Raw genomic sequence first — 16088 nt, forward strand, 5'->3', positions numbered from 1 at the left:
GATGCATCTCTCCTGACTCGAAAAGTAATACCGATGATAAAATGTCCCTGTCTCTCCAACTCCCGATGGGGAGAAGCAACACCCTATCAGCCCCCTTTGAAGTAGGTCGGCTCCAGATCCAGGCCCATACTGATCTCCACCCAGGCCTCATCCGCAGTTTCCACCGCTGAAAGCAGGGCATATTCGACATTTCCCTCTCCTTCCAGTAACCGGGCATAGAGCATAGCTTGGTGTGATACAGCTGCCTCTGCCTCTACCTCTTCTGGGAAAAAATGCTGTTCCTCCATGGAAAGCGGGGCAACCTGTTCGTCCCCCCTACCCCACACGCGATTATAAAGGAAACTTCCCTTGACGCTCTTAAATTTCGAAAGACCGATGGAGCCATCCTCCTCCGACAACCAAAATTCCCACTCTTGTGCAGAGGAGGGATTGATTTCGTCGTGGGACTGGAAAAAACGGGTACCGCCATCAAACGGCTCACCGTTGGGAGCCACCGCCACCTCCAAAAAGCCCTTCCCCTGGTCCAGATAAAACCGGTAAAGCTGCACCCCTTCCAGATCAAAACGGCCCATCGCCGAGATAACCAGATCCTGGCCGGGCCACTGCAGCTGTCCCCCTTGGGATTCATGGAGAATGAATGGGGTCTCCTCCACGGTGATCGGCATCCCAGGGACAAGCCCGAAAGGTGGTTTTTCCTTGGGGCCATCCCCTCCCCCGAACAAACGTTTTTTCATGGAACCAGCTACCGCCCTGGTCATCCCCATGGCCGCTCGTATCGACATGGCGCAATCCTTTCCTTATCCATATGGCAGGGGGCCAGAGAAAAAAATCCGCCAGCTCTTTCCTGTTATGACAGGGGCCCGGAAGGAGCCCCCCTTTCGACCCCCCTGCCGATGTGTCAAGGGGGTGGATTCAATCCGCCAACCCCTGATAATCCCGCACTTCGGCGATGGCGTCGGTGACCGACTCCAGGAAGATATTTTCCGCCCAGGGGCCGTGGTTTTCAATCCATTGGGGCGAGAGGGCCAGCACGGTATCCACACAGAGGGTTTCCACCCCGGAGGTGAGATTGATCCACCCCTCCTGAAGCTCGCTGTATACCCCACCGGGAATTTCACAACTGCGATAGATGGGATTGCCCTCCCGGTCTTCTGCCTTGACCAGTTCATTGGAATGCACGGGGACCAGTTTCAGGCGGTTGCCGAACTTGTCGTTAATGGCACGCATCAGTTCCGAGTGAAGCCCCATGACCATGAAGGCGGCCTGATTGACATCCCCGGCCACCATGGCAGCAGATCCCAGATAGGAGCTGTGGCGGGTAGTGAGGGGGCTCAAATCCTGATCCCCGAACAGCCCGCCATTTTTGGAGCGTTGGGCCAGGTGGTTCCATGCCTCCGCAGAACCCGACCCTTCGGGACCCACATAGATTTTATGACGCTTCGGGTCCAGGTCGTCCAAGGCGTCGATGTCGCTCTTTTCGTGAACCAGCAGCCAAAAGGGCTCCTGATAGATGGACATCTGAAACGGTCCCAGAACGGGGTTTCCGCTTTGGCGCAGCCAGGCGTCCACCACATCGCTTTGCGCCAGCAGGGCATCAAAACGGCCCTCCTGGAAACCACGCAGGTTGTCCACGCTGCCAGCGGTATGAGCGCACTCCACAGCCAGATCCATTGCCCGTTCCTTAAACCCGACCAATTCATCGTCGCCCAGGCAGAAGGCGGCATAGGCCCCACCGATGGCCCCTGTGCCAAAGGAGATGGGCGGAGCTGACAGCTCACCGGTCAACACCTCCTCCTGAAAAACCGCTTCCGGGGGAATTTCCGCCGTCTCAAGGGCTTGCTCCAATGAAGGACGGGCGGTTCCCTGGTTTTGCAACCGACGGTTATCCCTTTCCAGCTGTTCAACACGTTGCAACAGCTCTGAATCCCCCCGCTCCATGGCTTCCCGTTTGGAGTCGGCCAAAAACAGGGAGATGGCGGGGCTTCCGGTCAGGGAATACCAGAGCATGGTGTCCCCCATCTCCTTGCCCATTCCCTGGGAGAGCAGCATGGTCATCAAAAAGCCGCTGTCGAACCCCCCATAATGGCGGTCACTGCCAAACATGTCCCAACTACGGTAACGGCTTGGAAAGGGATCATAACGGTTGTAGAAACGGCGGCGGCTGTCGCCGATGGAACGCCGGTCGAAGGTTCGATTTCGAGTCACGTTGCGATAGGTTTTGGAAGTACGGGATTCGGAAACCAGCTTGGAACGGGCGGCAATATGCTTGCTACGGCGTTTGCCCAGGGCCTTGGCCGATTGCTTGCGGGCCAATTTTCGATCCAGAGCGCTGATTTTGGGCTGGGATTTGAAGGTGACCTTTTGGGTTGCCTCCGATCCTGCACCTGTGGTCTTGCTCTGCCCGGGTTTTGTATACCTACCACTGGAGGTGGCTGTTTTTTCGGATTTTGCATACCCGCTGCTGGTGGCTGCTGTCCCGGGTTTGGTATAGCCGTTACTGGATGCAGCTGTTTTCCCGGGTTTTGTATACCCGCTGCTGGTGCCTGCTGTTTTCCCGGGTTTTGCATACCCGCTGCTGGTGGCGTTCCGGGTTGATTTGGAATTGGAATAAATATTGGATTTTTTACTGGAGGCGCTCTTCTTGGACTGGCTCTTCCCGGATCGATAGCTGCTTTTCAGGGGGCTTGCTTTGGAACGACCCCAGGAAGCTTTTTTCTTGGAGCGGGAGGAAGAGCGGCTTTTTCCTTTGCTCTTGGCCAACGCTTTCTCAGTTTCCAAGACGGGCCATGGGTCCAGAGTGGGTGTGAAAGCGAAAACCACCAGCAGCGTGGTCACCATCAACAACAACCGGTAGGGCTTAAACATCGGCAAGGGCTCCCGGGTGGAACGGGGATTTATTGGATTGGTTTTGTAAAAAAGGAGGCATAGTCACCACCCTCTGAGTTCTGTCTAATCATAGGCTCTGCAGCAAACTTTCAGGCCGGATAAGAGATCCCAATGATCTCGCCCGATTTACGTGTCCCTGGCGAATTCCAATTCACGCCGTCTCAGGTAGCTGAAAAAGACCCCGCAATACGTTTTCCAGGTGAAACCCTGGAGACCTGCTTGACCATGAAATGACCTGTTAAGGATCAGGGTATCCTTTAGCTGCACCACAGGAGCTGGCTATAAAATCGACACATAATCACCGTTTTTACTCGGAAATCATGGATTTGTCACCCATAGGTTGGCCGGTTTGTCATCGGCGATGAAAATCTCAGGTTTGGAATGAGAATTCATAGCGTCTCTGACTCCTTCCCCATCTCTTCCGATGGACCGGTTGCCCTGGCAGGTGAACTACCCTGGTGAACGATCTGTACAATGGTCTCCAGCAACCGTTTCTTGCGGATCGGCTTGGTCAAGTGCAGGTCACAACCTGCCGCTTTGATCGACTCGGATTCCTCGTTCATGGCGTGAGCGGTCAGTGCAATGATGGGCGTGGGGTCGGCTCTGTTCTCCGACTCCCAAGTGCGAATTTGACGTGTGGCCTCGTAGCCGTCCATGACCGGCATCTGGATGTCCATCAGTACTAGATTAAAGCTGCCGTTCTTGAACTTCTCCACGGCTTCAGCACCGTTCTCGGCAAGGGTCACTTGGTGTAGCGTGTTGCGAAGGTACGCTTCCACGACCATCTGATTTTCCGGGGAGTCCTCAACCAGCAGGATGTTCAAGCTATGGGGGGAGGCCCCAACCTTCTGAACCTCGGACAGCGCAACAGAGCCTGCCCCGCCATACTCTCCCTTTGGGGTGGCGTCAGCTTCGACCAGAGGCAATGGAACGATAACAGTGAAGGCACTTCCTTGACCGACTTCACTTTCCAACTCAATGCGTCCGCCCATCAGATCCACAAGCCGCCGACAGATGGTCAGGCCGAGACCGGTTCCACCGTGCTTGCGTGTTGTGGTGGAGTCCGCTTGGGTAAAGGGGTGGAAAATTTCCTCCTGCTTCTCCTTGGGAATTCCAGGACCAGTATCTAAAATTTTAAACAATACGTGATCGTTGGTGCAGCCCTCCACCCGGAAGGTCACTTGACCAGCCTGGGTGAACTTGACGGCATTGCCAATAAGGTTCAGCAGCACTTGGCGCAACCGGGTCGGGTCACCCCGTACCCACTGTGAAACGCCTTCATCCATTTCATGTTTGAGCTTGATACCTTTGTCCAAAGCAGAAAAAGCAAAAAGCTCCATGGTCTCATCAACCAATTGACGTAAGTCGAAAACCGTTTCCTCCAGAGTCAACTGATCCGCCTCAATCTTGGACAGGTCGAGAATATCGTTGATGAGAATCAGCAGGGACTTCCCGGAATAGTTAAGGGTCTTGACGAACCATGCCTGCGTATCTGTGAGCTTGGTATCCACCAGGAGTTCACCCATACCCAGGATAGAATTGAGAGGGGTGCGGATTTCGTGGGACATGGTGGCCAGAAAGGCACTCTTGGCCCGGTTGGCCGCCTCTGCTTGTTCCCTGGCTACCTGCAACGCCGTTTCCGTTTTCACCCGTTGGCTGATGTTGCGGACAAAGGCGAAGACGTAATCCTCACCCTGGTAGGTCACGAAATTGGCTTGGATCTCAACTGGAAAAACGTGCCCTGTTTTGGTCTGGTGACTGGACTCAAATACCAAACTGTGCTGTTCACTCAGCGTCTTCCAGATTTCCGGCCAACGTTCGGCCGGATAATTGGGATCTATATCGAACACCCCGAGACCCAACAGGGAATCTCGCGAATATTCCAATGTTCGGCATGCTGCCTCGTTCACGTCGCGAAAACGGCCATCGAAGTCAATCAGGAAACCGGCGTCTCCCATCTTTTCGACAATGAACCGGGTCAACCGCAGGTGTCCCTCGGTTTCCTTGCGCCGGACGATTTCCTGTCGCAGCTCCTCATTGGCTTGCCGGGTCTTTTGGTGGGCGGCATAGAGGTCAAGAAAGAGCCAGACCTTGGAGAGCAGGATCGTGTTGTCAATCGGTTTTTCGATGTAGTCGATGGCCCCGGACTCATAGCCCTTGCGCCGATGAAAATCATCCTGGTAGGCGGCGGTGATAAAGATGATTGGGACGCCCTTGGTCTTGTCCACGCCTTGGGCCATCCTGGCGACTTCGTAGCCGTCCATGCCCGGCATGTCCACGTCCAAAAGCATCAAAGCCAGTTCGTGCTCGACCATGAGACCCAAAGCTTCATCGCCCGAGGGCGCTTCCAGGATCTCCGCATCCACTTGCGCCAAAAGGGTCCGCAATGCCTTGAGGTTGGCCGGTTTGTCGTCAACGATGAGGATCTTCGGTTGGAGGGGTTGGTTCATGGCATTTCCGACTCCTTCCCCCTGTTTTCCGATGGACCGGTTGCCCTGGTGGGTGAAGCCTTGAGCCACTGACGCATCTTCTCCAACAGGCTTTCAAGCTCTACCGGCTTGCTCAGGTAATCGTCGGCTCCGGCCTCAAGACATTTCTTGCGATCTTCCGGCATGGTCTTGGCGGTCAAGGCGATGATCGGCAAATGTCGCATGTCGTCCCGATTTCTGATTTCCCGGATGGCCTCCAAGCCGTCCATGTTGGGCATCATAATGTCCATGAGTACGATACTGACCTCGCGTTCTTTTTCCAATTCGGCCAGTGCTTTCACGCCATCCCGCGCCATCAACACGCGGTTTACCTTTTTCTGTAATGCTTGGGCTAGAGAGAAGGTGTTGCGCATGTCGTCATCCACGATCAGAACAGTGATCGGCGGCTCCCCAAGTTGGAATTCCCGCAGCCGTTCCTCCTCGCCAGTTGAGTCGCCATTGGACAGGGTGCGAACTTTTGGCAGGATGGTATCATCCCCGTTTTTGATCGGATAGGGAACGATCGGAATCTTGGGGTTGCCGAGCCAATCCGCCAGGGTCAACAACAGTTTTTCCGCATCCACGGGCTTGGCCAGATAGTCACTGGCTCCCGCCTCCAGACACTGCTCCCGATCTCCCGGCATGGCTTTGGCCGTGAGCGCCACGACCGGCAGTTTACTGAAACGGGTTTGTTCCCTGATCGCCTGCATCGCTTCGTAACCGTTCATCTCCGGCATCATGATATCCATCAGAACCAAATCAATGTCGGGATGTTCATTCATTACATCCAGGGCTTGCCGCCCGTTGTGCGCGGTGAGTACCTGACCGACTCGACCTTCGAGAGCCTGTTTCAAGGCAAAGACGTTGCGCCGGTCGTCGTCCACCACCAGAATGGTCCGGGTAAAATCGCGGAATGCGATGGCTTTTCGAGCATCTTCCTCTCTGTCTTGACCGGGTTTGCCACCCACCTTCGCCGCCCGTTCCACCCTATCCAGAGCCGATGGAAAGTGCAGCGGGAGGTAAAGGGTGAACGAGGAACCGTGGTCTTCCTCGCTTTCCACCTTGATCTCGCCACCGATCAGTTCCGTAAATTTGCGAGAGATCGAAAGTCCCAGGCCCGTGCCGCCGAACTTGCGACTGGTGGAGCCATCGGCTTGTCGGAAAGCCTCAAAAATCTGTTCTCGCTTGTCCTGGGGAATGCCGATACCGGTGTCGGACACGGTTACGCCCACGCAGTTGGCGGCCGTCAGATCCGGGCTCATAAAGACCAGCCCGCGCCGAGGCTGCTCTACTCGAACAGTGACGCTGCCTTCGGCAGTGAATTTGAGGGCGTTGGAAAGGAAATTACGGACGATCTGTTCGACCTTGCTCCAGTCGCTTTCCAAGGCAGACGGGACGCCATCTCCAATGTTTGCCTCGAAGAGCAAGCCTTTTTTTTCAGCTACCGGACGGAACATGCGTTCGATAGAACTGATGAAGTCGGCAAAGCTCTTCTCCTCCACGTACAGATCCATACGACCCGCTTCCACCTTGGAGAGGTCAAGGATGTCGTTGATGAGGCGCAGAAGATCGCTGCCACTTTCATGAATGACGGTGGCGGAATCAACCTGGGAATGGCTCAGATTGCCATGCTCGTTGTTGGACAACACTTTGGAAAGGATGAGGAGGCTGTTCAGGGGCGTCCGCAATTCATGGGACATGTTGGCCAGAAATTCCGATTTGTAGCGGCTGGCGTTCTCCAATTCGTGAGCCTTTTCCTTGAACACGTCCGCCGCCATGGCCATGGCCCCGATTTCGTCGCGCCGACCTTTTCCAGGAATCTCTGCGTTCATTTGACCACGAGCCAAACTGGTCAAGGTTCGGGTCATGATCCGAACAGGACCGGCGATGTTGCGGCTGATCCACCACGCCAGGAACAGACCAAGAGTAATGGCCAGCAAGGACGCATACTCGGTGGTCCGCTGAGTCTGGTCCACCGAACTGGTCATAACCGTTTCCACCTGCTCCTGTTCCCGCAGGGTCAGTTCCTTGAGTTCTCTGGCCAAAAAGGCGATCTCAGCGGCCTCGCCCCCCATCACCACGTAGACGAGGTGCATGTAGGCGCGGGTGGCTTGCACCATGCCAAAAAATGCTTTCTCGAATTGGGGAGCCAATGCCTTGGCCCTAAGGGCGCTGTCCATTTCCGCGCCAGCATCCAAGTGGTCGATCAGACGCTCCAACGACCCGGACAGCAAGGCCAGTCTCCGCTTGGTTTCCCCAACCAGATTTGATTTCGGCTTGATGAGAAACTGCAAGGCATCCCGTTGAGCCAACAGCAGCTTTCCCTGGGCAGCTCCAGCCATCTCAGCCCCCTGGATATCTCCCCGTTCCAGAGCGGAGTCGTGGATGACTTCCAACAGAGTCACGATCTCATCACCTAAAACCATCATCCGCTCAAAAACCAGTCGGTCGCGAAGGGTGCGTTCCTCTATGGCGGCATCGAAATTACCTGCATAGAGTCGGAAGTTGTCACCCATCCGACGAAGGACATCTGTCCTCTGCGCGTCGCCAACCTTGCCTCGAACCGTTTCAATCTGGTTGGTCAACACTGCTTGAAGCTCCTTCACCCTCTGGGCGACCCCTGCATAGCCAGAGTAGGTGAATGCCAATACCCCGCGTTGCAGGTCCAGGACGTTGCGTTCGATTTCCAGGATGGTGCGCACCTCCCGGTTGGTCTCGCCATAGCGGGTAAAGTGGGTGACGGCGTTGTCGAAGCCCAGGTTGCCGATCACTGCCTGACCGGCGAACACGACCATGACCAGACCGAACCCCAGGAAGATCTGTTTACCGATAGTGAAGCGAAAGAGGCTAAAAAAATCGAACATGGCTACTTTTCTCGCTCAGGACAGAAGAAATTCGTGCCAACGTGGCAGGCTGTATTCGTAGGTATCCATCACCGTATTCCAGACCGCCACATTGCTGAAACGCCTCCAATAGGAACCGCCGTTGCGTACCGCCCCCTTGCGAACGGAAATTTTTCCCTCCGGACCCGGCAGATCCGTGGCAGCGGGCTTGCCCTCGTACCAATAATCCCACTCCGCCGGGGTCAGTAATGGTCGCGTCCGCTCCGGATTGGCGATGTAATACCCCTGACGGGCGACAAACGACCCCGCCCAACCGGAAAGCCACCAATTCATGAATTCGTAGGCCATATCCAGGACTCGACCCGTGGTCTGGGAGGAAAGGCACATCACCCCATGCCAAGCCCGGTAGCCCTCCTTGGGGGCGGCATAGACGGCGGGAATGCCCCGCTCATTCAACTCAGCCACAGCCGGGGAGAACATGCTGGCCACCACAGCCCGTCCGCTGGCAAGCATGTCGGCGGACTCTGGCACCGAGTTCCAAAAACCGCTGAAGTGACCTTTCCGCTTCATGGGGATGAGGATGTCGAAGAGCTTGTCCACTTCGGCTTCCGTCATGTTGCCCATATCGGCAAACTTCATGAGTCCCAGCGCCTCAACTGCCAACGCCATGTCGAAGATGCCGATGGTGGGTTCATTGACCACCGCCACCTTGCCGTGCCAACGCTCGTCCAGTAGCCAGCCCCAGCTTTCGGTCTCGTAGGCTTTCCCCTTGGGTATGACGCGGGTGTCGTAGCCGAAGGAGTCCACGTTATGAACATAGGGCAGGAAGCTGATTAGCTCCGATGGCTGTGATCCCAGGGTTCCTTCAGGCTGGGCATAGAGCAGCTTGAAGGGGGCATCCCCAAGACCGACTTTCGCCTCGGGGGTCAGGCGTCCTGTTTTGGTCAGGTCGTTGATCTCGTCCCAATAACGGATGCGGCGGATGTCGATGGGTTGGATCGATTCGGCCCGCCAGAGGATGTTCATACTGTTGGACCATTGCTCATAGATGTCGAAGGCGTCGGGGCGTGCGGAAGCCCTCTGCTGCACACGGGCGCTTCCCCCCGGCTCGAACTGAATGGCAAACCCCAGATCCTCCTCGGCCTTCTTGCGAATCGCCTCCCGCAGGGTGACGTGGGTTCCCAAAACACGTAGAACCGGCTTTTCCGCCGTATGTACGAAGGGCGCACGGGTGATGACAGCTGCTCCAGCTGCAACGGCACCCGCCGTTTTCAGAAACCGCCGTCGGGTGACGCCTTCGCCCTGTTGCACTTTTCTCATATCAATCCCCTTCGGTTTCCGACGCCTTCCGTCAATCAGCGCGATACCTGCCACTCTCTCATCGTTTCTTTATATTGATTCCAAGCGCAATCGCTTTTTCGCCAACCAAAGCCTTCAGCAGCCCTGCTGGGACAGGTTTCTGGAAAACCGGAATATCCTCTGGCAGACCCCCTCGACGGGTGATCTCCTCAGGGTCAAGCAGCGTTACCACAACGAACCGCGTTCTGGTGAGTTCCGGCTTCTCCCGCAGGACCCGCACCATTTCGATGCCATCCACATTGGGCATCACCAGATCGGTGATGATGATGTCGGGCGCTTTCTTGCCAACCTGGATCAAGGCATCGAATCCGTTGGCGGCGGTCATCAGATCAAGTGGGAAAGACCACGCTTGAATCATAGACTTGTAGACCGTCATCATGGCCAAATCGTCTTCGACCACTAGAATGGAAACGGCTTGCGCCCCAGAGGCTTTTTGAATCTTCTCCTGGCGCTGCCGAATGATTTCATTGACGGCGCTCTTGGGAATGCGTCGGTGCCCACCGGGGGTTTTCCATGATGGCAAGTTTTTCAATTCCACCCAGTTATGAATGGTGCGCTGGGAAACGCCGAGACGGCGACCAGCTTCCGTCGTGGTCAGGGATGCTTCCTGGCTGAGTGGTGGGTTTTCCTGGTCCAAGGTGCTAACCTCGTTTGGTCAGATTGAAACTGGAAAAATATTTTCGCAATTATTGCAAATCACGCAAATATGGAAAATTAGAGTGACATACTTCTATAAGAGTTCAAGTAACATGAGAAGATTTTTTTTGGATGGAATCTGGCCGTGGAAAAGTTAGAGATCTGCCTGGGCTGCGCCAAATTTCATGAGCTAGACTTCATTATAATTTTCAATGAAATAGACTCCGAGTTGCGAGAGGCTGTCGCAATTTGGTTCAGAGCTTCGTTTTTGAAAGAGAGATCGCTATCAGAGCGACTTGATTTGCTTCAAGCCACTCAAAAAGGCCAGTTCAGCCCTTTAATGGACTGTTTTCTCCTTCTTTTCCCTCTTCAAAACGGATTTCGAGTGCAACTTTCGTAAATTGTGGACCAAAGCATCCAGCTTCCATTCCCCGTCGCATAATTTCAGACCACGCATGGAAAACTGTCGGGCGGCTTGTCGATCCTTGATCTGACCAAAAACCGGTTCCGGAGCCTGGCCACGTATAGCAATTCAAATCAAGAATTTGGACATATGCCGTTGCTCTTTTGCTGACATTCCCGCGGATGCGGGAATCCAGGGTGCCTGGCACGAACCTTTCCAAATCGTAACTATTCAGCTTCGTTAGACTGCATGAAGGAGGGCCGCTGACCTTCAAACAGCAATTGCAGGGCTGTCGTGGTTCTGAGCCAGCCGGAGTTATTGTTCACATTTGATGAAGCGCGTTTCGGTTTGAAATCGTGGTACCGGCGGCGCTGGGCGCCCACAGGGGTGCGGGCTCCATGGCCGACCGATGACCGCTACCAATGGTTGTGGTTGTATGCTGCGGTCGAACCAGCCTCCGGCAATTGCTTTTTTCTGACACTGCCCTATGTGAACAGCGCCTGCATGAATGTCTTCATGAAGGAGATGGCAAATGCTTTCTCAGACAGAGAGATCCTCCTTGTGATGGACAATGCCCCCAGCCACACCAGCGGGGCTCTCCAGTGGCCAAAAAATATCGCCGGACTTCATTTGCCCCCCTACAGTCCGGAATTGAATCCAGCGGAGAGGCTGTTTCAAGAATTGAGAGAGCCACTGGCCAATGAGGTTTTCGAAGACGTGGATCACCTGGAATCCAGGTTGACCGATACATTGAGACCCTATTGGGAGACCCCCAAATTGATTACCGATATAGCTGGTTACCCGTGGTTGCTCAATGCTGTTGAGCTTTGCTCACATCAGGACATTTAGGGATGGATTCCGTATAAGAATCGACCATATATTTCTAAACTTTCAACTGGTTCCGCGAATCACCAAACAGCCTCTTAATTCGTTGACCGAAAAGAGTGGCTGCTCGTACCATTGATTGGTCCTCTTTGTGAACGTGAACAGAATGTGGTTTTCGGCAACCTCGTGCTATCCGTTGCAATGGGACGACGCATCCCCAGGAACTGGTTGAATCCATGGGAATATGACCGAGAAATTTATTAGAAATGCAATGAAATAGAGAGACTGTTCTGACGATTGAAAAAGGGTTTTGAAGAATCTTCTCATGCTTTGACAAATTCAACGTGGTTTACTCTTTGCTTCATCCACTTCACTCTGGTCTTCAATGCACTGAATAGTGTTAACATGCCCTGGAAAGCAATTTTGATGCTGTATGTCTTTGGCCATTCAGTTCGTTTCTCTCACATTTGAAGGAGGCACCATCGTTGGAAAACGCACGGATCCATCCGAATCCAAGGGTAGGGCAGCCGTCATTATGGAGCGCGGCAGTCGATTTTTCGTAGACCAGCCATGGGGGGCAAAGGATGCTCTCTGCCCTATCTTTCAAATGTGTTTAACTGTCGATTCAGCCTAGCTATTCTGGAGAGCATGATATGTCGAGTGAAGCCATTTTGCAGAAATTGACCCCCATTTTTCAGGAGGTTTTCGATGATGAGCAGTTGGTCGTAACTGAAACCTTGAGCGCCAACGATATTCCTCTATGGGATAGCTTGAGTTACGTACAACTGCTGGTCTCCATCGAACAGGGGTTTCAGATTCGTTTCAGCGCTTCGGAGGTGGGGGAGTTGAAGGATGTGTCGGATCTGATTGGAGCGATTGCTGCCAAGCAGGCCGAGTAGGGCTGCCCGCAGGGGGCGTGCCCTGATCTTGGAGCTTAATTGAAGGAAGTTCTTCCATGGACGTTTTGATCATTGGTGGCCATTTCGCATTGGGCCAGAAGGATGTAATGCGCCATAAGGATGACTTTCGTCTCACCCTGGATGGCGTGCCCATGACTCTGCCCAACCTTGAGAGTTACTTTGCACACAATCGGGTGTTACCCCCCAATCTTCTGGAAAAAATGCGCCACAAGGAGCAGCGTCGCCCCTATCAACAAATCTACTGGTCGGGGCTGCATCTCTACGATTTTTTGAACCGCTTCGACCTCGATGTCGCTCTGCTCAACTGTCATTATCCGGGGGATCGGCAAAGTTTGGCGTTGTTTAGGGAAAACCCGAAGTGTGTGGTGATTTCCACCACCTTTTTGGGGATGGAGAGCGTACGCACCCTGGTGGCGGATGTTCGCAACCATCTGCCCGATTCTTGGATTGTGGTGGGGGGGAATCACACCCACCACTCTTACCAGGTGTGGCAACGGCGAGAGGATCCTCTCTACCAGCAACCTGGGGTGAAAAATGTCTATTTCTTTACCTCGGACAATCCCATCACCGAAATTGATGCCTACATCTACGATCAGCATGGCGAGCTGACCCTGCTGGAAATGATCCAACAGTTAAAAAAAGGGAAGCGTCCCCGGGATCTTCCCAACTCAGTAATACGATTAAAAGCGGGGGGGTCGGAGCTATTCCAATTCAATAAAAAAGTACCGGAAGAGTACAATATCGATGCGTTCCGTATCGCCTGGGATAAAATTCCCTGGAACTATATGGCAACAGTGGTCCCTTTTCAGACCACCTATGGCTGTCCGTTCAAGTGTGGTTTTTGTAATTTTTCCCTGACCAAGGTGCATAAAAAGTCGATGGATGGTCTGTTTGAGGAGTTGCGTAGCATAACCCATCACTCTTTTGTGGAGCGGGTTTGGTTTACCGACGACAATTTTTTTCTCACAGAAAGAATGGTCATCGATTTTTGTGAACGCTATATCCAGGAGGATTTTCCCTTCTCCTGGGCCAGCTTCATCCGGGCAAGCTCCATCACCCCCCGCACCGCTGAACTTCTAAAGCGGGCCAAATGCGACATGTTGGTGCTGGGTTTTGAGTCCGGCAGCCAAACCATGCTGGACAATATGTTCAAAAAGGACACCGTCAGTCACTACCATGAGGCCACCTCCTACTTGATCAGGGCGGGCATCCATATCGAAATGGCCTTTGTGGTGGGTTATCCGGGGGAGACGGCGGCAACGGTCGGAGAGTCCATCGATTTTGTTAACAGTCTGCCAGTCAATCCGGAACAGACTCGTTATCTCTACCTTTTCAAGTTTAATCTGGTGCCCATGTCGCCGGTTTTCGCCCAAGAGGAGCGGGACAAGTGGCAGTTGAAGGGGCATTGGGAAAACTGGAGCCATCTCACCATGAACTCCGATCAGGCCAACGAGCAGTTGCAACGTTTTGCCATGGAATCCAATAACACGGTGTTCAACTATCTGGATCCGGGCAACGGTCTCTGGAAAGGGTTGAGTCTTGGGGAGCGAGGGCTGTTTCAACGACAGCGGGACGATGTCTCCCGTGCCCAACTCCGTTTTGGCGAAGAGGCACCCGCCACCCGGGAGGCTTGGGACCAACTGGAGAAGGTGGTGGCACAAATTACCCGCAAAGTAGCGAGTGGCCCATGATGGGAGTGAAAAATTATTATCCTGAGGGGGGGGCGGTATTTATTTTGGCAGGGGTGGCTGGGAGCAATTTTTTTCTGGACTCCCAGCATGTTTGGCGTATGGAGAGCCTGTGTTATGAGACCATTGCCGAGCCAGGTTTGATGTAGTCCTGATGATCGCCTTTCTTTTGGAAGGTTAATGATTTCAATGAGATTATTATACATCAATAACTAACGGAAACATAGTCATGCTTTTCAACTCCTTTGGTTTCATTTTCCTTTTTTTGCCCCTCACCCTGACCGGTTATTATGTGATCTATAACCGTTTGGGAACCCGACCCGCTTTCGGTTGGCTGGTGGCCGCCTCTCTGATTTTTTACGGTTATTGGAATCCACTGTTTGTGCTGTTGCTGCTCTTTTCCATCGGTTTCAACTATGGCGTTGAACAACGCATTATCGGCGCAATAAGCCACCAATTACGCTATCGCTGGTACGTTTTCGGGATTTTGACCAATCTGACCGTTTTGGGGTATTTCAAGTATGCTAATTTTTTTCTGGATAACCTCAACAGCCTGATTGGCTCCCAGTTTCACTTGGCAGGTATTGTTCTACCCCTGGGCATCTCTTTTTTTACTTTTCAACAGATCACCCTGCTGGTGGATGCCTTTGTGGAGCGCAAGAAGAGCCATTATGGTCTGTTGTCCCATTCACTGTTTATCTGTTTTTTCCCCCAATTGATTGCCGGCCCCATTGTCCACCACAAGGAGATGATGCCACAGTTTGACAAAAATCCTTCGGACCAGTTGTGGTTCAATTTGGCAGTGGGCGTGTCCCTTTTTAGCATAGGCCTTGCCAAAAAGGTTTTGATTGCCGATACCATGGGGCTCTCTGCCAGTAACCTGTTTGACAATACGAGTTTTGCTCTCCACGAGCCCCATTTATTGGAGGCTTGGGGGGGGGTGTTGAGTTTTGGTTTTCAGGTCTATTTTGATTTTTCCGGTTATTCGGACATGGCGTTGGGTTTGGCTTTCATGTTTGGCATTCGCCTGCCTATCAATTTTGCTTCGCCGTTTAAGGCGGGCTCTATGATCGAATTTTGGAGCCGTTGGCACATCTCTCTATCCCGGCTGATCCTGGATTATGTCTATACGCCGTTGGCTTTGCGTTTTATGCGTTTTTCTGTCCAGTTGGGGGGTGGGCGATTCAAACGTTATCTGATTGCCATCACGCTTCCCTCCTTGTTGACTTTTCTGTTGGATGGCTTTTGGCATGGCGCGGGTTGGAACTTTATCCTGTTTGGCTTTCTGCACGGGGTAGCCCTGATTTTCAACCAGGCTTGGCGTCAGAGTCGCCGTTCCATCCCTTATTGGATGGGTTGGATCCTCACCTTTATGGTGGTTACTTTCGCTTGGGTGCCATTTCGCACCGCTGATTTTTCAGCCATGGGAGAGATTTATCAGGGGTTGTTGGGTTTGAACGGAATGACCTTCCCCCACACACTGGTGGTTTGGGTGGAGCCTGTTTGGCCCGATCTTGGCGTTTGGATGGGACGGCACTCCTGGGCGGATATGAGTGGGGAGCATCTGATACACCTTTTGGTGTTTTGCCCGCTGTTGCTTTTGGGGGTGCTGTTTTTGCCCAACAGCAATCAGTGGCTGGGGCCCTACAATCCGGGTTTGTCCTCCAAAGGTTATCCGGCAACAGTGGTTCCGAGGCAGGCGGTGCATGATTGGCATTGGCGACCCCATCCGGCTTTGGCCCTGGGGATGGCGGCGCTGTTTGTCTGGAGCGTGTTGAGCCTTAACCGGGTTACGGAATTTATCTATTTCCAGTTTTAACTCAGGCTGGTGTTTCCTGAAAACTGGTTTATGCACGATCGACTACAGAGAGCGCAGAATATTTATGTTTCGGAAAAACAAAGCTGGAGATTAGCCATCCTAATTGGAAATCAAATTTAATGTTTCGGAAAAACAAAGTTGGAGATTAGCCATCCTAATTGGAGATTCATTTGTCTGATGGCTTGTTTTTTTGGACTGAGGGTCGATTGTGATCCGGATTTCAGGATCATTTCCTGCGATC

At 53.3% G+C, this 16088-nt stretch carries 11 protein-coding genes; 4 read left to right on the forward strand and 7 right to left on the reverse strand.

Annotated elements, in window-relative coordinates; translation table 11 throughout:
• Positions 1–86: 86 nt before the first annotated feature.
• The 7 genes from HQL52_11495 to HQL52_11525 form a co-directional block, all read right to left on the reverse strand.
• Positions 87–782, reverse strand: coding sequence for a DUF2491 family protein (locus tag HQL52_11495; GenBank protein MBF0370068.1), 696 nt, complete (start codon positions 780–782; stop codon positions 87–89).
• A gap of 130 nt (positions 783–912) precedes the next feature.
• Positions 913–2865, reverse strand: a complete 1953-nt coding sequence (locus tag HQL52_11500; GenBank protein MBF0370069.1) for a hypothetical protein — start codon at positions 2863–2865, stop codon at positions 913–915.
• 410 nt (positions 2866–3275) lie between these two features.
• Positions 3276–5336: a response regulator gene (locus tag HQL52_11505; GenBank protein ID MBF0370070.1), complete on the reverse strand. Its 2061-nt coding sequence runs from the start codon at positions 5334–5336 to the stop codon at positions 3276–3278.
• On the reverse strand, positions 5333–8218 hold the full coding sequence (locus HQL52_11510; protein ID MBF0370071.1) for a response regulator: 2886 nt from the start codon (positions 8216–8218) through the stop codon (positions 5333–5335). The genes HQL52_11505 and HQL52_11510 overlap by 4 nt, the downstream gene beginning before the upstream one ends.
• Positions 8219–8233: 15 nt before the next feature.
• Positions 8234–9517 (reverse strand): extracellular solute-binding protein, encoded by a 1284-nt coding sequence (locus HQL52_11515; GenBank protein MBF0370072.1) that lies wholly within the window; start codon positions 9515–9517, stop codon positions 8234–8236.
• A 58-nt stretch (positions 9518–9575) separates the two neighbouring features.
• Positions 9576–10193, reverse strand: a complete 618-nt coding sequence (locus HQL52_11520) for a response regulator (GenBank protein ID MBF0370073.1) — start codon at positions 10191–10193, stop codon at positions 9576–9578.
• Between the two features lie 336 nt (positions 10194–10529).
• Positions 10530–10724, reverse strand: coding sequence for a transposase (locus tag HQL52_11525; GenBank protein ID MBF0370074.1), 195 nt, complete (start codon positions 10722–10724; stop codon positions 10530–10532).
• 165 nt (positions 10725–10889) lie between these two features.
• On the opposite strand from HQL52_11525, the gene HQL52_11530 reads away from it, so the two are divergent.
• The 4 genes from HQL52_11530 (at position 10890) to HQL52_11545 (ending at position 15847) form a co-directional block, all read left to right on the forward strand.
• Positions 10890–11444, forward strand: coding sequence for an IS630 family transposase (locus HQL52_11530; GenBank protein MBF0370075.1), 555 nt, complete (start codon positions 10890–10892; stop codon positions 11442–11444).
• A 629-nt stretch (positions 11445–12073) separates the two neighbouring features.
• Positions 12074–12319 (forward strand): acyl carrier protein, encoded by a 246-nt coding sequence (locus tag HQL52_11535; protein ID MBF0370076.1) that lies wholly within the window; start codon positions 12074–12076, stop codon positions 12317–12319.
• A gap of 56 nt (positions 12320–12375) precedes the next feature.
• Positions 12376–14031: a radical SAM protein gene (locus HQL52_11540; GenBank protein ID MBF0370077.1), complete on the forward strand. Its 1656-nt coding sequence runs from the start codon at positions 12376–12378 to the stop codon at positions 14029–14031.
• 226 nt (positions 14032–14257) lie between these two features.
• The gene (locus HQL52_11545; GenBank protein MBF0370078.1) at positions 14258–15847 is read left to right on the forward strand and encodes an MBOAT family protein; all 1590 of its coding nucleotides are present in this window, start codon (positions 14258–14260) and stop codon (positions 15845–15847) included.
• Positions 15848–16088 lie beyond the last annotated feature (241 nt).

The sequence above is a fragment of the Magnetococcales bacterium genome (assembly GCA_015232395.1).
In the GTDB taxonomy this organism is placed as follows: Bacteria; Pseudomonadota; Magnetococcia; order Magnetococcales; family JADFZT01; genus JADFZT01.